We start from the raw sequence: 22,971 nt of genomic DNA on the forward strand, positions 1-22,971 counted from the left end.
GGGCCCGACCCCCGGGAAGTGGACACGGAGGATTTAATCAAGAAGCAGATCTTAGGATAGCAGGACAGCGCTCCTCAAACACCACAGGAGCCAGATATTTACACCAGGAATGTCGGCGCACCGTGTTGTAACGGGTACACCAGCGGAAAACATCCCGCCGGCAGATCAACTGGTTGGCAAAGGTCTTGGAATCTTGAAGGACTTCCCTCTTCAGGGCCGCGTTGAACGACTCCGCCAAAGCGTTGTCCGCACTGGTCCCAATTGATCCCATCGACTGCCTGATCCCCAACTGGGTGCAGGTGTCCTGGAACGCATTCGATGTGTACACACTGCCGTGGTCCGAGTGGAAAATTGCTTCCTTCATGCTCCCTCGCTGGCCTTTGGCCATCACCAGCGCATCCTGCACCAGTGATGTGCGCATGTGATCGGCGATCGCGAAGCCAACCAGCCGGCGGGAATAGCAATCAATGACCGTAGCCAAGTACATATTCGACCCATCTGCAATCGGCAGATAGGTAATGTCACCGACGTAGACCTGGTTCGGCTTGTCGGCAGTGAATTTACGGCCGACAAGGTCAGGGAACACTGGTTTCTTCTGATCTGACACGGTGGTGGTGACCTTGCGTTTCTTGGTGTAGCCAAACAGTTTGAGTTCACGCATGATCCGCGCAACCCGCTTGTGATTCACGGGCTCATGACCCGGCTGGTCTTTAAGTTCAGCCGTAATCCGCTTGGCCCCGTAGCAACCATTTTCGGCAGTGAATACAGTCTTGACCCGTGCACCGAGGATGGCGTCGGATATGAGTCGTTTCCTCCGGGCTGAGCTGCTGTTTTTCCATTTGTAATAGGAGGACCTGCTGAGTTTCAACACGTCACATAACCGCTTAACCGAATGGTTCTTCTGGGCGTCGTCAACGAACTGGAAGCGGATCACCAGTTCGTCTCTTCCGCGAAATATTTAGCAGCCTTTCGCAGGATATCGCGCTCTTCGCGTAAGCGGCTGACTTCCCGTTCCAGCTGGCGGATCCGCTCAGCCTCGGTCACCGACATCGACGAGGGCGACTCTGCGGTGCGGGTTTTGGTACGCGCACCTGTCCCGTACTTTTTCAACCAGTTATGCAGGGTGGCACGGTTGATTCCGAGGTCCACGGCGATGGTCTTGAGCGAGGCACCTGGGGAGTTCTCGTAGAGCGCAACAGCGTCGCGCTTGAACTCCTCTGTGTAGGTCTTGCGTGGCATGGTGGCAGATTACCTTTCCCAGCATGATGCTGGTTTCAAGGTGTCCACCAAACGGGGGTCAGGTCCCCTTTCGGCCCGAGGATCCGCTTCAGCCGACCATGGTCGCCTTCCAGGATGTTGTTGAGGTATTTCACCTGCCGGTGTTCCACTGTTGGCGGGCAGATTCCCTCTGACTTCAACTCGGTGATTGCCCTGGGTAGGGAGGGTGCTTTATCGGTGTTGATCACTCTGGGATGCCCTAAAAAGACACACATAAAGCGCGGCCGATGCAAGTAGCGTAGGAGGCGGCAAGCCCCGTAACCTGGGGCACCATCAGGGATGTGCTCTCCCACCTGGGTTGGCTCCCCTGAACAAGAAAAACGACCTCCGGAGGTCCTAAGCTCCGAAGGTCGTCGAGCGTCGAAAGACACTCCTAATGCTCAGCTAGGCAAACCAGCTGTGCACCTGGGTAATTGTCCCAGCAAAGTCGTGAGTCACCGACATCCCAAGCACAAGGATGGTGGCCACGACCTTCCTCTTCTCTGGACCAGGACGTTGCTCCTGGTCACTACTGTGACGGCACTCCAGGGTCAAGATGCTCCTATAGTGTGTCAAGTGCTGACGAGAAGTTTTTCATAGGCAATGGTTAATTCTTTTAGCGGGCGTCTTCCGGTTTCGATATCGCTGATTCTGGCAGGGGCGCATCCAAGGCGGTGTGCTATTTGTGCCTGTGTCAGGTGCCGTGCTTGACGTAGGCGTTTCAACTCTGGGCGGCGATAATCCGTCGGTTCAGGCTGGCTGGACTGCGCACACACGATGCGGTAAACCTCGCGCACGATGGCTCGTTTCAGGCAGCGAATGATTTCTTTCTTTGACAAGCCTTCTGCGGTGCGTTTAGCTACGTATTCTTTGGTGCGTTGGTCACACGCCATGCGAACAACCGCTATCCGGTACAGCGCTGAATTCGCCCGCCGGTCTCCGCCTCGGTTTAGTCTGTGTCGTGTGGTACGCCCGGAACTTGCTGGCAGTGGTGCTACGCCGCATAGTTGCGCTAGGGCTGCTTCGGACGGGATGCGTCCGGGATTTTCACCTATGCTGACAAGTAGTTCAGCAGCAATCACCGGGCCGCTACCGATCATGTTGCTGATATACGGGTTGATATGTGAGATAAGAGCACTGATCCGGGATTCGAGTTCATCACATCGGCCTCGCATCTCAAGGTAGGTGGTTGCAAGAATTTTCAAGCTGGATACCACCGCATTCGCCGGGTCGTGATCGTCAGGTTTTGGCCGACAACGAGCCAAAGCAACGATCATAGCGTGGTTCGTCATCGTGCTATACCTCGTCCGGGTGTCATCAGACGCAGTGACCAGCAACGACTTGATCGTGTTCAAGAGTTTAACAGTCGTTGTCACAAGCTGCTTGCGTGTGATGTAGAGCGTTCTTAACGATTCGACTGGTCCTGTTGAGTCTTTGGGGATGCTCAACGCGTCCCCGGTGAGGACTTGTCGTGCGGCAGCCAGAGCATCGACTGGGTCTGATTTGCCGTTACGCCTACGGACCGCGCGGGTCGGACGCAGCACCTCGACGACTGTATATCCAGAGTTGATGAGATGGCGTGTTAGTCCTGCCCCGTAGGAATTGGTTCCTTCGACCCCGACGGTGTCGACACTGTGGGTGTTTAGAAACGACGCCAGATGTTTATATCCTGCAGTGGTCGCAGGAAAGGTTTCGGTAGCTAGATGCTGACCTGTAGCAGTGACCGCGGCGACGGTATGGGTATCAGTATGTGTGTCAACCCCGGCGACCGGTGGAAACGTGGTGGGGATAGCGGTGTTCGTCATGAAGAGTCCCTTCGACAGGATGAGTAGTTCCTACAGCCATGGTTCCGTGATGTCGGGCAGACAAGACGCTGATGGGACCTCTACACTTGGCACCTGTTGGGGTGATCGCGGTTGAGGTCACGCTCCTATGAGGTCATGACCGCATCACCAGACCCGTGGTGCGGGGTCGGAACCAATCCGGAAGACAAATCTTGACGAAGGCACACAGTCACACTGTAGCCAGTCCGTTTGCGGGTCATTCCGACTGGTTCCGATCCTGCACTACCCATTATCAGCGTCCTTTTGAGTGGTGTATCCGCCAGCGGTTGACTCAGCGATGAACTGACCGCTGACGGAACAGGATTCTCTACGCCACCAGAGCCTCCTGACCGTCACCGACAACGACGCCGACGCCGTCAGCTGCCCGGGCCTTCGCCAGCATCTCCGCCGTCGAGGACAGCACCGCCAGAGGCATGTACCGACGCTGCTGCATCCAGTCCTCATGCTGCTCAGCCAGCACTGCCCCGACCAACCGGACCACCGAAACACGGTCAGGGAAGATCCTCACGACATTGGTCCGCCGGCGGATCTCCTTGTTCAACCGCTCCGTCAGATTGTTGGACCACACCTTCGTCCACCCCGGCTTCGGGAACGCGGTACACATCGGCGTCGACGGCAGGTACGCCGGTTCTGTACTGCTCGCCGACGAAATCAGGCCGACATCCTCCCAGGCTGTCGCCGACCTGCACGACGAAGGCGTGCGCACCATCATGATCACCGGCGACTCCGCCGGGACGGCCCTCGCCGTCGGCAGGGCGGTGGGCGTCACCGACGTTCGCGCCGACCTGCTCCCCGAGGACAAGACCACTGTGATCGACCGCGAACGGGCCGCAGGCCACCGGCTGGTGATGGTCGGCGACGGGGTCAATGACGCCCCGGCGCTGGCGAAAGCTGACGTGGGAATCGCCATGGGAGGGGGAACAGACATCGCCAGGGAAAGCTCCGACGTCATTCTCGTCAGCTCCGACCCCCGCGATCTGGTCACCACCCTGCGCACGGCCCGGCGGGCACACCGGATCGTGACGTTCAACTTCATCGGGACCGTGACTGTCGACCTGGCAGGAATCGTACTGGCGGCATCCGGACTGCTCAGCCCGGTGGTCGCCGCCTTCGTCCATGTCGGGTCGGAGACGGCGTTCATCCTCAACTCTGCGCGGCTGATACCCGGGCGGCAGCGTCGAACTCCTCCGCGGTGAGGGGCAGTCGGTTGCGCCCCGCCATTCAGTCAGGACGGTGTGCGCGCCGTCATGCCCCTCCGCTCCGACGCCAGACAGGGTCGCACGTCCACCGCGTCCATACCTGCCCTCCGCGCAGCTTCGAGCCCTTCATCACTATCCTCGTAGACCAGGCACTTCTCCGCCGGGACACCCAGCAGCTCCGACGCCCGCAGAAACAGTGCCGGATCCGGCTTTCCGCAGGACACGTCGTCCCGGGTGACAACTGCCGAGAACAAGTGTCCTATCTTCCACATGTCGATCGTGTGGAGCACGGTGCGCCGGGGTCCTCCGGTGGCTACAGCGACAGGAGCACCACCCTGCAGGCGGCGGATCACTGAAACGACCGGGGCAACCGGTGCAACATCGGCGACAACACGGAGGAAGAACTCGTCCCTGGACTCGACAACCCTCGGGACGTCAATGCGCCTTCCCACCTCTTCAGCAGCCGCCGTGGCCATCTCTCCCGCCGAAAGCCCGTGGCGCGCAATGTACCATTCCCAGCTGATGTCGACGCCGACAAGCCTGAGCGCACTGCTGACGGCAGAGTAGTTCGCCCTGTGACTGTCCGCGACTGTTCCGTCCCAGTCGAAGATGTAGGCTGAGTATCCCGGACGGTACAGGGCATCCCTGTCGCGGGGAGCTGTGACCCTGACACCTCTCATGTCCTCCCCTTTCACCTGTCTGCGTCGATCCGTATGCCGGTTTCCGCGTCAAACACATGAAGTGCACCACGGCTCCAGGACGCCGACAGCTGGTCACCCTCGCTCACTGAGGCGTCAGCCGTCATCCTCGCTGACAGGGTGCCACCGGCGACGTCACCATTGCGGCTCAGGCGGACAATCTGGCTGCCACCTTCGTAGGAGACCGCAGTGACCGTCACCCCGATGCCCCGGTCGCGACTGTCTCCGGGAGTGCCCAACCGGAGATCGTCAGGCCGGATACCGACGCGGAACCGGTCCCTTCCCCTGAGAACGGGCATCCCTCCGAGCTCCTCCAGGGGAACTCCCTCAAGAAAACCACCTGTGCAGTACCCATCTCTGACCCGCACTTCGGCCAGGTTCATCGGCGGTATACCGATGAAACCTGCCACGAAAGCGGTAGTCGGACGCGAATACAGCTCACGGGGTGTACCGATCTGCTCAATCCTCCCACGGTGAATCACCGCCACCCTGTCAGCGACGGCAAAGGCATCCTGCTGGTCGTGCGTGACATGGATAGACGTGGCCCCGCTGCTGCGCAACAGTGTCGCTATCTCCTCCCGGAGGACGAGGTGGAGCTGCGCATCCATCCCGGACAGGGGCTCGTCCAGCAGAACCACCCCTGCCTGGCGTGCCAGTGCACGGGCCAGAGCAACGCGCTGCCGCTGTCCCCCGGACATTTCGCGGGGACGGCGGCCCAGCAGTTCGGTGATCTGCAGACGCTGCGCCACCGCGCGGGCTCGTAGCTCGGCATCTCCCCTGGTCATGCCGAGACCGTGAACAAGTCCCAGGGTGATGTTACGGAGCGCGTCCAGATGCGGGTAGAGGGCGAAGTTCTGAAAGACGATGGCGACGTCACGACGGTGAGGCGGCAGGCCCTGTTGTGGGACGCCACCAATGGTGATCTCGCCGGAGTCGATCTCCTCCAGCCCTGCGACAGCTCGCAGGAACGTGGACTTCCCGGAGCCGGACGGGCCGAGAAGTACCAGTGACTCACCCGGAATAACGTCCAGATCGACGTGGTCGAGAGCAGTGACCTCTCCGAATGTCCTGGTCAGTCCGTGGACACGGATACTCTTGGCGTGGTCCCCTCCCGTGGTGGATTCCTGTTCCTGCACTGCTCTGGCGAAGGATGTCACTGCTGAGTCACCCCGTTGATCTTCTTCACGGCGTCAGAGACCGCTTCGTCGACAGACCTTCCCTGATCGGTCATCTGCTGGACCATGTCCTGGAGCGTCTGGTTCACCCTTCCCATGGACTGTCCCGGCCAGCCGCCGCCGGCACTCGGCGTCCCCTCGTACTTCCATGCGTACCCTAGCGGGCTGTCGTAGTCGGCATCCTGCCTGAGCATGTCCTGGGCTGCGGTGTCAACAGGAATGTAGCTGTTCTCCCGTGCGCTGCTTGCAATCACCTGCGGATCCAGCATGTCGCTGATCATCTCGCTCGAGTACGCGGCCCGGCAGGCGTCATCGGAGAGCACCATCCACCCGTTGCCCCCTGCCGGGAGGTTGGCGGTACCACCGTCCGGCACCGGCATGTCGGACACTGTCCAGTCGAAACTGTCACCCACCGCCTTCTTCACTGTCGCGGCCACTGCCGGTGTCCCGAAGAAGTAGGCGACCTGGCCGCTGCTGAATTCCTTGATCGAATCCTGCCAGGACACCGGATTCTGCAGTCCCTTCTCCCCGATGGTCCGGTAGATCTCCAGCGCCTCGCGCCCCTGCGGGGTGTCGAACCCGGCCGTCCCGTCATCGTTGACATACCGGGCACCGTTGCTCTGGGTGAAGGCCTGGACGAACCACCAGGCGATGTTGTCACGCGGAATCTGGACAGGTTTCTTTCCCGTCTTCTCCTTGATCTTCTCCGCATCGCTGATCACCTGGCTGTGGGTGGTCGGCAGCTCGTCGATTCCGGCCTGCCCGGCCATCGTCGTGTTGGTGTAGAGAACTGGAACCGAGATCTGGAACGGGGCTACGTAGGTGGTCCCGTTGATTGTGCCGACATCCAGGAAGTTCTTGCGGTAGCTGTCCTTGAGCACTGAGGTGTCGAGAGGTCGGGGACTGTAGTTGTCTACCCAGAACCTGAGCTGGTCAAGCCCCAGCATGATGACGTCCGGGCGCGACCCTGCCTGAATGTCCGCGACAACCTGCTGCGTGAGTTCGTCGTAGCTGGTGCCCTCCGGGGCAGCCCTGAGTTCCACGGTGAGTCCCGGGTACTTCTTCTCCAGCTGTTCTTTGGCCAGTTCAGCGCCCTGCCGACCCTGGCTGGCAAATGCGGCGGTGAGTGTCACACCGGACGGGTCGCAGGAGGACACGTCGGCCTGTTCCGCCGGGGCAGCGGTTTCCCCTGATCCGGAGCAGGAGGTGAGCGCAGCGAGCGAGGTCGCTGTGAGCAGTGCTGCGCCGAGGCTCCGGCCTCGGAGCCTGCGACGGGTGGTTGAAGATGTGGAGGTCAGACGGGTGGTTGAAGATGTGGAGGTCATTGGTCCTGCCCTTTCTGTCTGGTGATTACTGGGGATGAAGTGTCGGGGTGGAGAACTGTCGGAGGAGCGGATGAGAGATCCCTTGTCATGTCAGCCCGGAGCCTCCCCACCCGCTATCCCACGGGCGAAGTGCTGCTGGGCAGCCAGGAACAGTGCGATCATCGGAAGTGTCACGATGAGTGCCCCGGCGCTCAGCGCGCCGTAGTCGGTTCCGGTCTCTCCCTGCTGGAACACCGCCAGTGCCAGCGGCGGGGTGTACAGGGCATCGGAGCGGGCGATGAGCAGTGGCCACATGTAGTCGTTCCAGTGTGCGAAGACGGACAGCACCGAGAAGGTCGCGATCGCAGAGCGGGAGTTGGGGACGACGACATGGACCAGAGTCCGCCACAGACCGAGACCGTCTGTCCGGGCAGCTTCGAGGAGAGTGTCCGGGATGGTCACCATGTGCTGACGCAGCAGAAACAGTCCTATAGCCGTCGCCGTGAACGGGATCACCAACGCCGCGAAAGTGTTTCCGAACCCCGCACTCCCGATCCCGATGTACAGCGGCAGTGCAGTCGCCTGGCCCGGGATCAACATACAGGCCAGAACCAGCCCGAATGCGGCATTACGACCGGGGAAGTCGAGCTTCGCGAGAGCGAATGACGCCGGAATGCTCACCGCGAGCTGAAGCACGAGAATCAGCGCCGTGACTACGACACCGACCAGCATCGCGTGTCCGAGCCCACCCCGTGTCCACGCCTCAGAGAAGTTGGCGAGTGTCGGGTCCGGAGGAAGGAGGCGGAGCCCTGAGTCAACCTGATCCTCCCGACCCGCAAAGGCGGTACGCACCATCCAGAGGAACGGTGCCAGAGAAATGACGACAGCGATGAAGAGGACACTCCACCTGGTCACGGTGCTGATCACGGTGCTGGTCATGACTTCTCCTCCCCTGTCTGCGGGACGCCTGCCGCTGACGGACGTTCGCTACGTCGGGAAATCCGCCGGTGGATCACCCCTGTGAGAATCAGAACCGCGATGAGCATGGTGTTCAGCGCAGCTGCCTGCCCCAGGTCGAAGTACTCGAACCCGAGTTTCCAGGCCATGGTGAGTACGGTCTCACTTGAACCGAGAGGCCCACCGTCGGTCATAATCCGGACGGTGTCGAAAACCTGCGCACACTGGAGAACCGCCATCACCAGGGCGAATGCACTGGCAGGCCGGAGGAGTGGAAGAAGTACGTGACGCACTCGGGCTGCACCTGTGACACCGTCCATGTCAGCGGCCTCCTCCACCACCGTCGGTATGCTGCTGAGGCCCGCGAAGTAGATGAGGAACGTGAACGACACCAGTCGCCACAGTCCGACCAGAGCGACCGTGGGAAGAGCCAGGGAAGGGTCACTGAGGAAAGCCACCGGTCCCAGACCGAACACTCCCAGCACACTGTTCAACGGGCCCGAGGGGCTGGCGAACACCGACCGGAAAACCACTCCCATGGCAACAAGATTCCCTGTGTACGGGAGGAACAGCAGTACCTGGAGCAGACGCCTTCCCCTGGTGGTTGAATGGACCAGCAGTGCCAGGAGGAAGCCGAGGGCCAGACCGGGGATCACGGTGATCACCGAGTAGACCAGGGTGTTCAGGATCGCCTGGCGGACCGCCGGATCCGCGAGAACGGTGCCGTAGTTGTCGAGCCCTGCCCACCTCCACGAGGTCTGCGACCCGATCCTGATGTTGAACAGGCTGCCCACCAACGCCAGCAGACCCGGCAACAGAATGAACAGGCTGACCGCAACGAGCGCAGGTGTGGCGAAGGCGAGCCCCACTATCCGGCGGCGACGCCCCGGCACGGTCACTGCAGCGGATAGCATCGCACACCCCCGTCCGACTCCACTGTGACCATCAGGAGTCCCGGCCCGTGGCCCACCGGCCCCGGGACCGGGGTGGCCGTGACCGGTGCGTAGGTGGGGACGACCCGACGCGGCTCACCGGTGGATACATCGAGGACGACCACCGAGGCGCACAGTGTGGGAACAAGGATCTCCTCCCCTGCGAGCGCGGGAGTGGCGGACAGCGGCTCCGGCGTTCTCCGGTAGGTACCGCGACAGACGAGTGGAGCGCCGGAGGAGTCCCGGGACCAGTTCCAGGTCCACCGGGTGTCCCCGGTGTCCACGTCGAGGAGTGATACCTCACCTGACGAGTCGGTCACGACAACCCCGTCGGGCACGCACAACGGGGACGCTTCATTCCACGGTCGCCGGGAGAGTCGCTGCCACTCCACCGTTGCGGTGAAAGGGTTCAGACGGGATGTTCCGTTCAGAGTCGTGTAGATGATCCCGGTCGGGGCCGCCCATACAGGTGTCGCCACCGGTAGAGCTGCACGCGAGAACGGGCTTTCGCCGGTAGTCCGGGACTGTTGCTGAGCATGTGCGGTAGCGAGGTCACCGCCGGTTGCAGCGTCCAGCACGCTGATGCGCTCCGGGGCGGGAAAAGACCCCACAGCCACTCTCGAACCGTCCGGGGCAGGGGAGGCCATGGTGATGAAGATCTGGTAGTTGGCCAGGTCCCGGCGACGCCACCGGAGTGTGCCGTCGTCCAGTGAGATCCCGACGACATCGGAGACATCTCCAGCAATGACCGTTCCCTCGGTGACTGCGGGGGAATGCAGGGAGAACCGTCGCATGGGATCGGTGGAATCGAAGCGCCAGAGGAGTGTCCCGGCCGTGTCGTCCACTGCTATCACAGACCCGTCAACCAGACCGATCACCGCGACAGGACTGCCGTCCACCGAACCTCGAACGGGAGCGTCGGCCGCAGGCCATGTGTCGAGGTCGAGCTCCCATACGGTGCGTCCGGTGGCGAGGTCGAGGCAGGACAGTCTGCCTTCACCACCTTCACAGGCCCTGTAGGCGACCAGAGTTCCCGCGGTACCCTGCCCTGCGGCTACCGCCCGGTACCCTGTGGTGTCAGGTTCGTGCTGCCACAGTGGTGTGACCGGAGCAGGGGTGTCCTCCGCGGCAGCCCGACCTGACCCGGCGCTTCCGGCGGATCCTACGGTCCCGCCGGATCCGGCAGGCGGAAAGCTCTGACCGGTTACCACGGTGATCTGTTCGCCGTCCCACTCCACGACCCGGTACCCGGCCACCGAGTGGTCGACTCCGCCGAACATCGCCGGCGGAGTATTGACGTGGAGGACGTCGTCAGTCTTCACGATCCGGTCCGTGTGACGGTGTCCGGAGAACGTGGCTTTCGGCGGATACGGTGCGCTGTCGAGGAATTCTCTGGTGGGCTGGTCGTGGTACAGCAGAATCCAGGGACGTTCCCCCTGCCCCCCGGCATTCCAGGCGGCGAGATCCGCTGCCAGCCAGGAGCGCTGGATCCCGGCGTCCAGGTCAAGTTCATCGGTCAGCCAGTCCATGCAGACTACGTGGAGCCCGGGAAGGTCGAATGAGTACCAGCGAGGTCCCATCCACGTTTCATAGGCGGCGGGGTCACCGGTGTGGATCTCGTAGCCGGTCCGGCTAACAGTGCTGTGGTAACGGTCACCTGCCATGTGGTCGTGGTTGCCGGGAACGGTGTGCCACGGCCGGGGGCTGTGCGACAGGGTCCGGAGGAGTTCACGGTACTGGTCGTCGACGCCGCGGTCGGTGAGATCCCCGGTGATCATGAATGACGCCACGTCGGTCTGCTCGGCGATGCGCCGCAGCAGCGCACCCAGCACTTCGGCGTCACCGAGCTCAGCCGGTTGCGGATACATCGCAGCGCCACCGATGTGGAGATCTGTGAGGTGGGCGAAACGGTAGGGAAGAGCGGTCGCTGCGGGATCTGTCGCCCGTTCCAGGACGAACCGCAGGTCTTCTCCGCTGCGTGTTCGGCAGAACCAGCGGTCTGCGGTTAGGCCGGCTGGAACGGTGACGGTGATGAAACCACTGCCCGGAAGCGCACCGCCGTTGTCCGGGTCACCGTTGAAAGAGAATGCCCCGTTGTCATCGGTGAGCGTCACTCGTCGCCCGTCGCTGACCGAAATTCTCGGCAGTGGCTGTCCGAGTGAATCGACCACTGTACCTCTGACGGTGTCGGACGGCGTGTCGTCTTCACGATCGTGCTGTGTCGGAGTGTCCATGTTGATCGTCTCTCCTGTTCAGATCCGGTTGGCATTGACTATGGAGTCGGCCCGGAACTGTGCGTCAGGTGCTCCTGTGATCCGGTTCCGGAGACCGGTGAGAAGGGTGTCGAGCACTGCGAGATGGACGATGCGGCTCACGACGGCTTCCACCTGGTGATGGGTTTCCGCACTGCCTGCGACGATCACCGAGTCCAGCAGTTCGGTAACCGGTGACGTCGCGAAGCTGGTGACCCCCACGGTGACTGCTCCCCTGTCACGGGCGGTCTCGACGACCCGGAGCGTGGGAATTGTGGAACCTGTGTGGCTGATCGCGAGGCACACGTCTCCTTCGCCCAGGGATCCGGCGAGGACCTCCTGGAAAATGAAGTCCGCCTCGAAACGGGCGTCGATACCGAGTGCGGTCATGCGGTAGGCGGTGTCCCAGGCCAACGGTGTGGATGTTCCCGCCGCGGCGATGAGCACACTGCCTGCCGACGCGATGATGTCGACGACCCGTTCTATCTGGTCGGTGTCGATGACCCTACTCGCAGCGATGAGAGCCTCACCGGTCTGTATGAGGGTTCTGCGGTAGCGGGCTGAGTCACTGCCACCGTCTCCGGCACCGGCGTCCTCCGCCTCCGACGGAGCGGGCAGTGTCCGGGAGAGCAGAAGTTTGAACTGCTGGTACCCGGTGACGCCGAACCGTTGACAGAACCGGGCCACCGAACCGACCGATGTCGATGATGCGTCGGCGAGCTGGGAGATGGACATTCCCATCACCTCGACGGGGGAGGTCATGATGAATCGGGCGACCCGGGCCTCCGAAACGGAAAAGGACGGTAGCCGGTGCCGGATTTCCTCCAGTACCGGTGTGCGACGGCCGAGGATGGCGTCGCGGAAGTCACTGTCTGTGTCATTCATGCCGTGAACGCTACCGCCCGAAGATGAACGCAGCGTAGGTCGAAATGAACGGTGGATGAATCTTCCATCTATCCGTCACTTCTGGAAACATGCTCCTGTCTGGACCAGGAGGACACCCCTGTCACCCGTCTGTGTCATCTGACCCGTCGGCGGCGCCGGGCCCCGGGGAGGGTCCTGAACCCGTCGATTGACGTGCAACACCTGGGACCGTAACCCGCACGAGAAGTGGCGGGACAAGCTCGACACGGTACTCACCAATGGCCGGCATCTGGAGCTGTAGGTCGCGCGGAAGGCTTGCATGCGGTTCCGGCGGGCGTTGGCGTACCGGGGTGCCGAGATGGTCCGGTCGTCGTCGGGGCCAGGGGAGGCGGTGAACAATCTCATTGATCTGCACCGGCGGGTCGCGAGGGGTTGACGCAACTTCGACTACTGCCGGTTGCAGACAGTGTTGATCGGGGGTGGATTCGACGAGCATCCCCGATCAGGAGACACGCCGTGACCCACACTCAAACGCGAAGAGCCCGCAAACCCCATACGCGGTCCTTGGCGCTATCGTGGCTACGGTGGCTATGGTCGGCATCACAATCAGATCCCGACAGGGGTCTACTGCACGGATTTGAGGAACGACAGCCTACACCTCAGAAGAACAGTTTTTGAATTGTAGGGATGCTCGCAAACATCATGTTCACTAGGGTGGAGTTATGGATAATGGAACAGAACCGTCACTGCCTCTAGATATTCCTGAACATTCTGAGGTTATTTCCGGGCAGAAAGTCGGTTACGCGCGGGTTAGCTCTAAAGACCAAAACTTAGAGCGGCAAACCGCAGCGTTGAAAAAAGAGAAGTGCTTTCGCATATTCGACGATACTGTCAGCGGTTCGTCTACTGACCGGCCTGGGTTGGATGGTGCGTTGAATTATGTGCGTCCTGGTGACCAACTTGTGGTCACCAGTATGGATCGGTTGGCGCGGTCGCTTATTGATTTGCACCGCCTGGTCGATGACCTGACCAGTCAGGATATTTCAGTGAAGTTCCTGAAAGAGGGGCAAACGTATTCGTTGAATTCGACTCCGATTGCCAAGCTCATGCTCGGACTGCTCGGATCGGTGGCGGAGTTTGAGCGCTCGATTATTCGTGAGCGCCAGGCAGAGGGAATTGCGCGGGCGAAAGCGCGCGGGGTTTATAAAGGTCGCGCGAAAGCGCTGACTGATGAGCAGCTTGCCCAGGCACAAGAGTGGGTGACTGCCGGTATTCCGAAGGCTGAGGTTGCCCGTAGGCTCGGCATTGGCAGAACAACGCTTTATAGCTACTTGGATAAGGTATAGATAACTGCGGAGACCGCCGTAAATGCCAAGTCAGAGCCTTGCTGCGTCCCAGATTTTCCCACCTACTCAGACGGAACAAAACCTGGGACACTTCACTATTGCACAACCCTTGCGGCTAAAATAGTGACTGTAATCCCAGGCCGCCTCACAGAGCTGCTCCGTCACCGCCTCGGCCATCGCCTCCTGCCCCAGAGGGGTCGGGTGCATCGGGTACGCGTCAGTCTCGCTGTCGAAGAAGTCAACCCAGCGCTTGTCGACGGGTGCGCACCCCGTGTGCTCCTCCACTCCGGCGGGCAGGACGTACTGCGCCCCGGCGCGCTCAGCGGTCGCCGCCACCTCCTCGTTGAGGGGCCCGGGTCAGATCCACCACCCAGGCCCGGTCTGCGGGGCTGATGGTCGCGGCATTGGCGCATTCACCTGAGCTGTCGACCAGAGGGAAGTACCCGGTCACGATCACCGTCGCCTCCGGGGACCGGCCCTCGATCCCGGCATGGACCGCGTCGAGCTCCGTCGACAACTCCGCCAGGCGCTGTTCGGCCGCGTCCTGCAACCGCGGACCGCAGTCGGTCGGCCGGCCCGCCGCCAGGTCCGCGACGAAGCAGTCCACGATCGCCGAAAAGTCGATGTCGTTGCCGCCGATGGACAAGGTCACCAACGTGGTGTCCGCGTTCAGCGCCTCCACCTGCGGCGGGATCACCTCCTCGCCGGCCTCCCGTGGGGCGAGGACATGCTCGGTCCGCGCTCCTGAACAGGTGACGTCGATGCCCGTGACGCGGTCGTCGGCGAGAACACCGGCCGGGTAGTTGTCCGCGGACCGCAGGCACGCGGCCGGCCCGGACGTCGGCGCCGACGTCGACCCTAACGCCGCGTAAGAATCCCCGAGCGCGACGTAGTTGTACGTCCGGGGCTACGCGGGGCTGGAGGGGGTGCCGGAGGCGGGGGGTTCCACGGTGTCCCCGCAGTCGGCGAGGACAAGTGCGGTTGCGCCCGTGCAGGCGGCAAGCGCGGATAAGCGTGATCGCATAGGCCTCAGTGTAAAGGCCCGGCGGGTCCGCGCCACCTCAGCAGGGCGCGCGGGCCGGTGAGGCCCTCCCCGCTCGTCAGGCTGTGGCGCGGGTCCTGCTCAAGAACCCGAACGCCATCCCGATGAGCACCAGGCCGATCAGTGCGTACACGCCGATCCCCCGGCCGCCGGTGTCCGGGAGCACTCCGACGGAGGTGTCCGCGACGGTAAGCACGATATCCGCCCCCTGTCCGGATACGGCGACCAGCACGCTGTCTCCTGACTGCGTGACCACGATCTCGTTAGTCTCCGGGTCGACCGTGGCGTCGAAACGCACCGGTTCGGCGAGCAAGTTCATGCCCTCCGGCGACCTGGTTTCGACCAGGTAGAACGTCCCAGCGGTGGGTACCTCGAAGGCACGGTTACCGGCGTCGATCTCTGCGATGACGTTCTCGTAGTCGATGTCGCCGCTTTCTCCTGCACCGTAGACCACGAACTCCGCGCCTGCGAGTTCATCAAGGATGGTCGGCTCGGTCGGGTTGGAGGGGTCGTACTCAGCCTTCTGCACGGTCACGATCCCCGGGTCCGGCTCCGGTTCCTCGCCGACCGGACCGCAGGCATCGTCCTCGAACGTCTGCCCTTCGTAGTCCAAGTAGACGGTGTTGAACAATCCGTTACCCGGGCCGACCCGGCACTCCAGGGTTGCTCGTTCTTCCTCACTCAGTGCGTCCAACCCCGTAGATCCGCTCCACGCATAGTCGACTTCGAGGAGGTAGGTGTGCGTCTGACCCTGTGCGATCGTCCACTCGGCAGTCTCCGGGACAATCACCCACTCCTGCCCTTCCGCCGGCGGACCGAAGCTGGTTTGATCCGCCTCGCTGTAGGCTCCGTCGCCGGACACGCCCACCACGCGCGCCCCGGTGACCTCCACCAGGCCGGTGAACTGCGGTGCATCCCGCAGGGAGTAAGTCGCCGGGCTACCTTCCGCGGGGCCGGTGACCACCAGTTCATAGCGCGCCGCGAGCGCCCCGCTTTCACTGGGCAGACTGGTGTCGGCCGTGTCGATGGCACCGTCGCCGTTGACGTCGACGATGTTCTTCGCCACCGTCGGGCCGCAGTTCCAGTCCGACGCCCAATTGTTCTCGATCGTGGGGTCGTAATCCAGCCCGCGGACGGTCGCTTCGTTCTCATAACAACCTTCCCGGGTCGGTGGTGCAGCGGAGAACTCCACTTCGACCCAGTGGCCGGCTGCGAGCGTGCCGAACGACACCTGGAAACCCGTGCTGGTCGTCGTTATGTCGTACTGTGGCGCCGGTTGTCCTTCGCCGACCAGTACTTGGTGGAGCTGCGGATCACTGAACGTGTCCGGAGCGAAGGTGTCCTGGATGTGGAAGCCTGTTGCCGTGTCCGGACCAAGGTTCTCGACCCGGATCGTCCAGTTCGCTCTGGCGGGGTCGTCGCCGTCGCGGCCATCCGTAGAGATCTTCTCGATATTCAGGTCGACTTCCCGCTGAGTGAACGGGTTCGTCGTACTCGTGCCGTTGGAGTTGTATCCGGTGGGAGCGTTCTGGTTGGTGGAGACGAGCTCGAACGTCGGGTTCTCGGTGGTGGCGTCGTTGATCTGGATCTGCACGAGCTGAGAGTTCGCCCCGGTACTGGTGGTACTGAAGCCCAGGGTCCCGTCGCCGTAGAACCACGCCTTGCCCCACTGATGCCCGGTAGGTACGCGGTCGCCGAAGCTGTTGGTCAACTGCGTGATGTTGAAGCGGCGGACTTTGCCCGTGGCCAGGTTGATGCGTTCCATGTACACGTTGCTGTCACTGGACGCCCACGCGTTCTGGATGCCCCACGCATAGTTGTTGGCGGGGTCCTGGATGAAATTATGGTCGGCATCGAACTGTGGCACGAACGTGTAGTCCTCGGCGGATGCCCGGTATTCCCAACCGGGTACGTTGCGGTCACTGGCACCGGCGCAGCCGAGAGCACCCCGGTCCCACAAGCGGTTGAACTCCGTGCGCGTAGTCGGGGTCGGCCCCTCCGCGCACCAGTCGCCGCGCATCCGGCGGTCCCACTGGTCATTGCCGTACGCCAGCGACGGGTTGGGAGACGACGCCGTAACCTGATCGAGGTCGACCCGGTACAACGCACCCGTGCCGGACAGCGACGCGTTGGCGACCCAGTAATCACCTTGCTGGTCGAAGAAGCCGGCGTTAATTCCGCCCCACAGATCATTCGGCCACGGGGTCGCGTACTCGCCGCCGAACCCGTACCCGTCCGGACCCTCACCGGTCACCTTGCCGAGGTCGTAGACCTGTCCAGTCGCTGGGTCGATCTGCAGCAGATGGCCCGCGGGGAAGCACGGATCCTCCCGCGGGCTGGTATCGCGGCGCCCATCGACCTTGTCCGCTACGGCATACTCCGTGCCGTACCTGGGCTGGCTGATGGTGTACAGCCAATTATCGGCGGGATTGAACGCTAGCGCGTTGTAAATCCACCCGGTGGTCTTACCCACCCGCACGAACTGCCCCTCGACCGTCGTCTGGTAGTGCAACTGGGAGGTGTAACGGTTCTGGCCGGACGGTGCGGAAGACACCACGTAGACGCGGTCCCCCTCCTGTTCCGCGGGAGTCAGCTCTCTGGCGGGCTGGCGGCCGTACCCGTCGACCGGGATCTGCCAGTCCGGTCCCGGCGGGATGGACTGACCCGTGGCGTCGGTGTGCGACTGTCCTTCGCAACGATCCGGAATCGGTTCGTCGAGAACCGGTTTGGTGCCGCTGGCAGTGATGTTGAATGTCAGTGGGCCCCCGCCACCATCTACTCTCACCTCGAAAGCAGTGCCGCTCGTGACCGACATCTGGGGCGAGATCGGTACAGTGACACTGACATTGGCACGAACTGGCAGCGAGCGGTTAATACTGGGCTGGTAACCAACTTGTCTCCCTGCCTGGTCGTAGACCCAGATGGTGAGAACATTGGAAGTTCTGGTGCTGGTGTTGGCTACGTTCACGGTGAGTGAGTCAATGGTCCCAGCTTCGTTGGCGACGTTTCTGATTGTGAAGAAGCTTCTCATTGTGACGGGGTTCGGGGTAACCTGCGACGTCGAGATCTCACCCCGCGCTGTGGTTTGCGCGGATGCGGTCATGGGCGCCGTCGCCTGCAGGATCACCAGGATAAAGACGCAGTGCATCGCTGCGATCAGGGCCAGGGGTGTGCGGATGCTCCTCCCCTTCACGGAATCTGTACTCTTCATCATTACTTTCATCCTTGTGGCTTTCTACGGTTCCCGTATATAAGCAGCGCGACGCCGGCGCTTACCACTAAGGCACCGATGATCAGCAGATCTATGACGTCCGCGCCGGTGCGGGCCAGGCCGCCGCGCGTGGGGGTTTCTGGGGTTTCTCCCGGGGAGGACGCATTGGGCGCACTCGGGGGATCGCTCGGAGAGAGAGGCTCGCCGAAATCCTCTGGCCAGCCGGGCTCACCCGGTTCACCGGGATTGTTAGGCCGGTCTCCGGGGGGCACGTCCGGCACGTCGACCGGCGGGCGTTCCGGCGTCCCCGTGGGGGGTGTCTGCGGACGCGTCTTGGTGATGATCAGCCCGTCGGGGTGGGCCGTCTGACCAGCTTCCGGGTTCATGGGGATGCCCACCAGGAATGGTTCGATCTGGCGGTATATGGTCCCGTCGTCCGGGGCGGCGGAGGTCACCAGATAGACGCCGACGGGCAACGATTGGAAGACCGCGACCCCGTCGCCGTCGGTAGTGACGGTGTAGAAGTCGCTGGTCGGCCAGTTCGCCACGATCTCCGCGAGCGGGGTGCTTTCAATCCGCCTGATGTCTTCGGCGTTAAAGGGATCGAGATCAGCCAACTTCGCCAACCGGATCTCGATGCCGGCTACCTCGCCGACGGGCAGTTCCTCGTAGGGGGCCGGGTTACCGGGGGTGACGACGATACGGAGGTTTGTCACCCCGTTCTCGGTGGTGATGTCCTGCCCTTCCGGTACCCCGACGATTTTTGCGGCGTACGCTTCTCCGGTGGTGCCGAGGGCCGTGAAACCGAGCACGAGTGCCATGGTCAGGGAGGCGATAATTCTCTTGAAAAGTTTGGGAGTCATGACTGTGTCACCGCTACCTTCTCCGGCGCGGGGTCCACTGGACGGCGGCGCCACTTGCTTAGCCACCAGATGGTGGCGACTACGGCGATCAGGGCGGCGATCACCAGTGCTGTCATCCACCACATCCAGAAGCCGGAATACATGTCGTCCAATATGCGTGCGTCATCCGCGTCGAGAGGAACGGCGTGTCCGCGCACGAGAAGACGATGGGTGTTGATGCCGTAGGGCGTGCAGGTGATCAGGGTGACGAAGTCGCCGTTGGTCTCCGCCTTCAGGGCGTCAACTTCGTGCGGCAGAACGACGTCGATCTGGTCGACCTGGTACTTCATTTTCTGGCCCGCCACCTGGAGGTAAAACTCGCCGCCCAAGTCGAGATCGCTCAGGTTGTCAAACATGCTCGCATTCGGCAGTCCGGTGTGTCCCGTGATCATCGAGTGGGTTCCTTCCCCGCCCACCGGGAGGTCGGAACCGTACAGGTGGCCGAGGCCTTTCTGCAGGGTGTCCTCGCTGGTCCCGTGATAGATGGGAAGGTCGACGTCGATGGCGGGGGCGACGAGCCGGCCCATGGCCGCGTTGGAGCTCAGTTGCTGCTCGTATTCCCGGAAGTCCGGGGAATCTGTGGCGAAGCGCTCCAGCCAGGGGTCCAGTACCGGGCCACGTGCCTTTTCCTCGTTGAAGAGCTGCGCTTTCCGCAGCTCCCTACTGAGTTCTTCGGCGGGCTGGTCCTCGGCGATAGACCGGTATTGTTTGGTGACTTCCGCAGCCTGGTAGTTGTTCCACAGGGTGGATGCGACCGGGTACATAAGGAACAGGACACCTAAAAGAACCAGGGCAATGACCATGAGTGTGCTGACTGTTCCGCGGTCGAGTTCGCGAACCTGTCGATAACGCATGATCCAGCTCCTGGTTCTGTGCACCGCGTGTGAACAGGTGCGTCGTGGGTTGGTTTTTGAGGGTGTTGCCCGTCGTGCCGTGCCACGGGTGAGGTGCAGGTGCGGCAGCGTCGTCACACCTGCCCCGCGCCCGTGGGGGGGCGGTTAGCTCCGGCTGCTGCGGCGTGCGAACCACGCGGCAGCGGCGAGCAACACCGCACCGATTCCGGCCAGGAGGCCGATACCCATTCCACCAGTCATCGGCAGGTTAGGGGTGGTGTCGCGCAGGTTGCGCACTTCAGCGGCAAGCGTGTAGACACCGGGCGCCTGGTCGACGGCGGTCTGGGTCAGCGTCAACTCGATCGGGTCGGCGAGCAGCTCGTAGCCGGCGGGCGACTGGATCTCGAAGAGGCAGTAGACGGGCGCCTGGTCGGCGGACTCGGTGACTCCGTTGTCCTCGAAGTCGTTGACGTGCAGACCCTCGATAGTCACGAGACCTTCGGCATTGGTCGTCCACTGGTTCTCACCGTTAGCCGTCACGCGCTGGCCTTCTGTCTGGTCGCCATCCTCACACCTCCCGTTGTCGCCCGGGGTGTAGAGCTCGAACACGGCTCCTTCCAGGAAGGTGTTCTCGTCGCCGGCGTCGACCTTGGTGATCTGGACGTTTCCCCAGTAGGTGACGGTCTCGTTGGTCTCGGTCGTGGTGTCGCCGCCACCGGAGCCGTTGTTGGTGATCACGGTCGCCTGGTTGGTGAGCTTGCCCGTATCAGTCGGGGCGAGCACGTCCGCCTCGATGGTGGTGACGACCTGGTAGGAGGCGTCCGCGGTGCGGCGCTCGGTGAGCAGCTGCAAACCAGCCGGGGTGAACTCGACGGTGACCTGCTGGGTCGCCGGATCAACCGCGACAGTGTAGTGGGTTCCGTTTTCGAACCCGTCGACCGAGACCTGCTCGGGCGTCGTCGTGATCAGGTTCTCCTGCAGGTCGTCCTGCACGGTGTAGCGGGAGATCGAGGTGGCGTTGTCGGCGACCGGCGGGACATCGGAGGTGATGGTGAACTCGATGGTGTCACCGGCGTTCGCGTTGGAGTCTTCGACTTCCTTGGTCGCCGTGGACTCGTAGTTCTTCGGGTACGCGTGGACGTCGTAGTTCCACGAGGTGCCGCCCGTTTCGGCGTTACCCTGGGTCATCGGCACGAACGCCAGGAACGGCGAGGCAGGGGCGTAGCCGGGGAGCGGCCCGGTCTCGACGATGATGTAGGCGCCAAGTTCCAGGTCAGACAGGATGATCTGGCCGGCCTCGTCGGTGGTTTCGGTGGCCACCGGGGTCACGTCTCCGGTCACTTCGGTGCCGTTGACGTAGTCACCGATGCTGAGGTTGGCGGCGGCGGCGAGACCGTCGTTGGTGGTCAGGTCCACGTCGTTGATGCGGTAGATGGTGAATCCGACACCAGCGAGAGGGGTTCCCCCTACCTGCTGCTCGTTACCGGTCGGCGCCGCAGTAGAATCGGGGTTCGCGCGCTTGTGGATCGTCAGCGAGCCCGTCGCCTCCGAGTTGACCACCGGCGAGGCGGCCTCCTGCGCCACCGCGGGCTGAGTCATGACCACGGGCATAGCGAGCCCGGAGGACAAACCGACAACTGCTGCGGCAGCGACGACTCGAGCAGCCGCGAGGTTTTTCTTCATGTTTTTTCCTGTCTTTGGATTACCTTAAAGGGGCATACTGCCTGCGGGTGTCTTACCAACACGTATGGTCATTCCCCCGTCGTCCAATCCACGCGAAGAATAAGGTCTCGTTAATGCTGGTGGCATCGTAGGAGCCATCTGCTGGTTGCGTTCTAGCGCGTTTTATGAAGTTCGTCCCAGCTTAGGATTTGCTGAAATTCGGGCAGTGACTATAACTCTATCGGGAATTTTTCAAATGTTTAACCTGAGAGATGTTCAGCGATGTGTCGACGTTTTCTAAGTGATCCGTGCTTGAAAAAATAGTACGACTGTTTTACCCTTGAGCTGGACAATTGAACATTGTTGATACACCACATATTTTTCTACTTATACCTGCTATCAATCCCCTTTTACCCCCTTCAGGTGGTAGCTCATTTTTAGCGTATATTGACATCTAGGTCCTACAGATAATTCACAGTAACTTATATGGAGAACTCAGCCATCAACAATAGGTGTCCGATTGGTTGTGTTTACACTCGAAACGGATGGTAGCTGTGACACAGAAAAGAAGAATCAACTGGAACACGGTGATCGCGCTCGCCCTGGTCGTCGTGGGCCTGTCGGTTCTGCTGTACCCGGTCGTCGCCACGCAATGGAACAACGCCATGCAGCGTCTGGCCGCAGACGAGTACTCCGAGATCGAGCAGGGCACTCCCCCGGAGATCCTCAATTCGGCCGTCGAGGATGCGCACCAGTACAACGCGGAGATGTCGGGCATCGAGATCATCGACGCCTGGGACGGGCACGTCGACAAGTCCTCCCCCGGTTACCAGAGGTACCTCAACTACCTCTCCCAACTCTCCGGGACGGAAGCCATGGGACAGATCGCGATTCCCGCGATCGACTCCAACCTGCCGGTGTTCCACGGCACCTCGGACGAAGTCCTTAATAAAGGGGTCGGCCACCTCTACGGCACCGATCTCCCGGTAGGCGGGGAAAACCGGCACGCCGTCCTGTCTGCGCACACCGGTCTTCCCCACGCGACCTTGTGGGACAACCTCGAACACCTTGAAGTCGGGGACGTGTTCTACATGTCGGTGTCCGGGCAAAAGATGAAGTACGAGATCGGCCAGATCGAGATCGTGCTCCCCCATGAAAGCCAGGGCCTGAAGCGCGTCCCCGGTGAGGATCTGGTCACGCTTGTCACCTGCACCCCGTACGGGATCAACACCCACCGCATTCTGGTGACCGGTCACAGAGTGCCGATGGACGAGCAGGAGTCGGACGTGTTCGACCAGCGGGGCATCCAGATTCAATGGTGGATGTGGCTCATTCTGGCTGTGGCGATCGTGTGCGCGATCCTCACCGCCTGGTGGCTGTACAGTCTGCGCAAGAAGAACCGGAAGAAGTCCGGTCCCAACGGCACCACCGAGGGCCAGCAGCCGGTCTCCGCGTGACGACCTCCGGCACGGGGCAGCTCAAGGTGGGATACT

Annotated in this window: 16 protein-coding genes and 3 pseudogenes; 3 read left to right on the plus strand and 16 right to left on the minus strand. The window is 62.0% G+C overall.

Annotated elements, in window-relative coordinates; all coding sequences use genetic code 11:
- Positions 1-37: 37 nt before the first annotated feature.
- The 4 genes and pseudogenes from ACG98I_RS13100 to ACG98I_RS13115 form a co-directional block, all read right to left on the minus strand.
- Positions 38-1,239 (minus strand): IS3 family transposase gene (locus ACG98I_RS13100; protein ID WP_394718078.1). Its coding sequence is split into 2 segments (ribosomal slippage): positions 38-945 and positions 945-1,239, totalling 1,203 coding nucleotides; the frame shifts between segments, so codons are not numbered across the junction.
- A 65-nt stretch (positions 1,240-1,304) separates the two neighbouring features.
- A pseudogene (locus tag ACG98I_RS13105) lies at positions 1,305-1,478 on the minus strand (DDE-type integrase/transposase/recombinase); the annotation flags it as partial.
- 351 nt (positions 1,479-1,829) lie between these two features.
- On the minus strand, positions 1,830-3,062 hold the full coding sequence (locus ACG98I_RS13110; RefSeq protein WP_394721048.1) for an IS110 family transposase: 1,233 nt from the start codon (positions 3,060-3,062) through the stop codon (positions 1,830-1,832).
- Between the two features lie 346 nt (positions 3,063-3,408).
- Positions 3,409-3,699 (minus strand): annotated as a pseudogene (locus tag ACG98I_RS13115) (transposase); the annotation flags it as partial.
- On the opposite strand from ACG98I_RS13115, the gene ACG98I_RS13120 reads away from it, so the two are divergent.
- Entirely contained in the window at positions 3,659-4,297 is a 639-nt protein-coding gene (locus ACG98I_RS13120) for an HAD-IC family P-type ATPase (protein ID WP_259915622.1), read from the plus strand. The pseudogene ACG98I_RS13115 and the gene ACG98I_RS13120 sit on opposite strands and share 41 nt — an antisense overlap.
- 29 nt (positions 4,298-4,326) lie before the next feature.
- Here the strand turns inward: ACG98I_RS13120 and ACG98I_RS13125 are convergent, their stop codons facing one another.
- The 7 genes from ACG98I_RS13125 to ACG98I_RS13155 form a co-directional block, all read right to left on the minus strand.
- On the minus strand, positions 4,327-4,980 hold the full coding sequence (locus tag ACG98I_RS13125; RefSeq protein WP_259851967.1) for an HAD family phosphatase: 654 nt from the start codon (positions 4,978-4,980) through the stop codon (positions 4,327-4,329).
- A gap of 11 nt (positions 4,981-4,991) precedes the next feature.
- Positions 4,992-6,155 (minus strand): ABC transporter ATP-binding protein, encoded by a 1,164-nt coding sequence (locus tag ACG98I_RS13130; protein WP_394721049.1) that lies wholly within the window; start codon positions 6,153-6,155, stop codon positions 4,992-4,994.
- Positions 6,152-7,498, minus strand: coding sequence for an extracellular solute-binding protein (locus tag ACG98I_RS13135; RefSeq protein ID WP_394721050.1), 1,347 nt, complete (start codon positions 7,496-7,498; stop codon positions 6,152-6,154). Before ACG98I_RS13135 ends, ACG98I_RS13130 begins: the two co-directional genes overlap by 4 nt.
- A gap of 90 nt (positions 7,499-7,588) precedes the next feature.
- Positions 7,589-8,416: a carbohydrate ABC transporter permease gene (locus ACG98I_RS13140; RefSeq protein WP_018022983.1), complete on the minus strand. Its 828-nt coding sequence runs from the start codon at positions 8,414-8,416 to the stop codon at positions 7,589-7,591.
- A complete protein-coding gene (locus ACG98I_RS13145; RefSeq protein WP_394721051.1) occupies positions 8,413-9,348 on the minus strand; it encodes a carbohydrate ABC transporter permease in 936 nt (311 codons plus the stop codon). Before ACG98I_RS13145 ends, ACG98I_RS13140 begins: the two co-directional genes overlap by 4 nt.
- Positions 9,330-11,600: a PQQ-binding-like beta-propeller repeat protein gene (locus ACG98I_RS13150; protein ID WP_394721052.1), complete on the minus strand. Its 2,271-nt coding sequence runs from the start codon at positions 11,598-11,600 to the stop codon at positions 9,330-9,332. The genes ACG98I_RS13145 and ACG98I_RS13150 overlap by 19 nt, the downstream gene beginning before the upstream one ends.
- Before the next feature lie 18 nt (positions 11,601-11,618).
- Positions 11,619-12,503 (minus strand): MurR/RpiR family transcriptional regulator, encoded by an 885-nt coding sequence (locus tag ACG98I_RS13155; protein ID WP_394721053.1) that lies wholly within the window; start codon positions 12,501-12,503, stop codon positions 11,619-11,621.
- Positions 12,504-13,261: 758 nt separating this feature from the next.
- On the opposite strand from ACG98I_RS13155, the gene ACG98I_RS13160 reads away from it, so the two are divergent.
- Complete coding sequence (locus tag ACG98I_RS13160; protein WP_394721069.1) at positions 13,262-13,828, plus strand: recombinase family protein; 567 nt, start codon at positions 13,262-13,264, stop codon at positions 13,826-13,828.
- A 319-nt stretch (positions 13,829-14,147) separates the two neighbouring features.
- On the opposite strand, the pseudogene ACG98I_RS13165 reads toward ACG98I_RS13160, so the two are convergent.
- The 5 genes and pseudogenes from ACG98I_RS13165 to ACG98I_RS13185 all read right to left on the minus strand — a co-directional run.
- Positions 14,148-14,702 (minus strand): annotated as a pseudogene (locus tag ACG98I_RS13165) (GDSL-type esterase/lipase family protein); the annotation flags it as partial.
- Positions 14,703-14,928: 226 nt separating this feature from the next.
- Positions 14,929-18,084 carry a DUF6923 family protein gene (locus ACG98I_RS13170; protein WP_394721054.1) on the minus strand — a complete coding sequence of 1,052 codons (3,156 nt, stop codon included), beginning with the start codon at positions 18,082-18,084 and terminating at the stop codon, positions 14,929-14,931.
- 5 nt (positions 18,085-18,089) lie between these two features.
- Positions 18,090-18,944, minus strand: coding sequence for a hypothetical protein (locus ACG98I_RS13175; protein WP_394721055.1), 855 nt, complete (start codon positions 18,942-18,944; stop codon positions 18,090-18,092).
- Positions 18,941-19,837: a class C sortase gene (locus tag ACG98I_RS13180; protein ID WP_394721056.1), complete on the minus strand. Its 897-nt coding sequence runs from the start codon at positions 19,835-19,837 to the stop codon at positions 18,941-18,943. Before ACG98I_RS13180 ends, ACG98I_RS13175 begins: the two co-directional genes overlap by 4 nt.
- Before the next feature lie 144 nt (positions 19,838-19,981).
- On the minus strand, positions 19,982-21,499 hold the full coding sequence (locus ACG98I_RS13185) for a SpaH/EbpB family LPXTG-anchored major pilin (protein ID WP_394721057.1): 1,518 nt from the start codon (positions 21,497-21,499) through the stop codon (positions 19,982-19,984).
- Between the two features lie 524 nt (positions 21,500-22,023).
- On the opposite strand from ACG98I_RS13185, the gene ACG98I_RS13190 reads away from it, so the two are divergent.
- Entirely contained in the window at positions 22,024-22,935 is a 912-nt protein-coding gene (locus tag ACG98I_RS13190; protein WP_394721058.1) for a class C sortase, read from the plus strand.
- Positions 22,936-22,971 lie beyond the last annotated feature (36 nt).

This window comes from Corynebacterium sp. L4757, assembly GCF_043673995.1.
Classification (GTDB): Bacteria; Actinomycetota; Actinomycetes; order Mycobacteriales; family Mycobacteriaceae; genus Corynebacterium.

Coding starts and splice junctions, on each gene's coding strand:
- ACG98I_RS13110 (WP_394721048.1), bottom strand. CDS start 3,062: ATGACGAACACCGCTATCCCCACCACGTTTCCACCGGTCGCCGGGGTT.
- ACG98I_RS13125 (WP_259851967.1), bottom strand. CDS start 4,980: ATGAGAGGTGTCAGGGTCACAGCTCCCCGCGACAGGGATGCCCTGTAC.
- ACG98I_RS13135 (WP_394721050.1), bottom strand. CDS start 7,498: ATGACCTCCACATCTTCAACCACCCGTCTGACCTCCACATCTTCAACC.
- ACG98I_RS13140 (WP_018022983.1), bottom strand. CDS start 8,416: ATGACCAGCACCGTGATCAGCACCGTGACCAGGTGGAGTGTCCTCTTC.
- ACG98I_RS13145 (WP_394721051.1), bottom strand. CDS start 9,348: ATGCTATCCGCTGCAGTGACCGTGCCGGGGCGTCGCCGCCGGATAGTG.
- ACG98I_RS13150 (WP_394721052.1), bottom strand. CDS start 11,600: ATGGACACTCCGACACAGCACGATCGTGAAGACGACACGCCGTCCGAC.
- ACG98I_RS13155 (WP_394721053.1), bottom strand. CDS start 12,503: ATGAATGACACAGACAGTGACTTCCGCGACGCCATCCTCGGCCGTCGC.
- ACG98I_RS13170 (WP_394721054.1), bottom strand. CDS start 18,084: ATGATGAAGAGTACAGATTCCGTGAAGGGGAGGAGCATCCGCACACCC.
- ACG98I_RS13175 (WP_394721055.1), bottom strand. CDS start 18,944: ATGACTCCCAAACTTTTCAAGAGAATTATCGCCTCCCTGACCATGGCA.
- ACG98I_RS13180 (WP_394721056.1), bottom strand. CDS start 19,837: ATGCGTTATCGACAGGTTCGCGAACTCGACCGCGGAACAGTCAGCACA.
- ACG98I_RS13185 (WP_394721057.1), bottom strand. CDS start 21,499: ATGAAGAAAAACCTCGCGGCTGCTCGAGTCGTCGCTGCCGCAGCAGTT.
- ACG98I_RS13190 (WP_394721058.1), top strand. CDS start 22,024: ATGGTAGCTGTGACACAGAAAAGAAGAATCAACTGGAACACGGTGATC.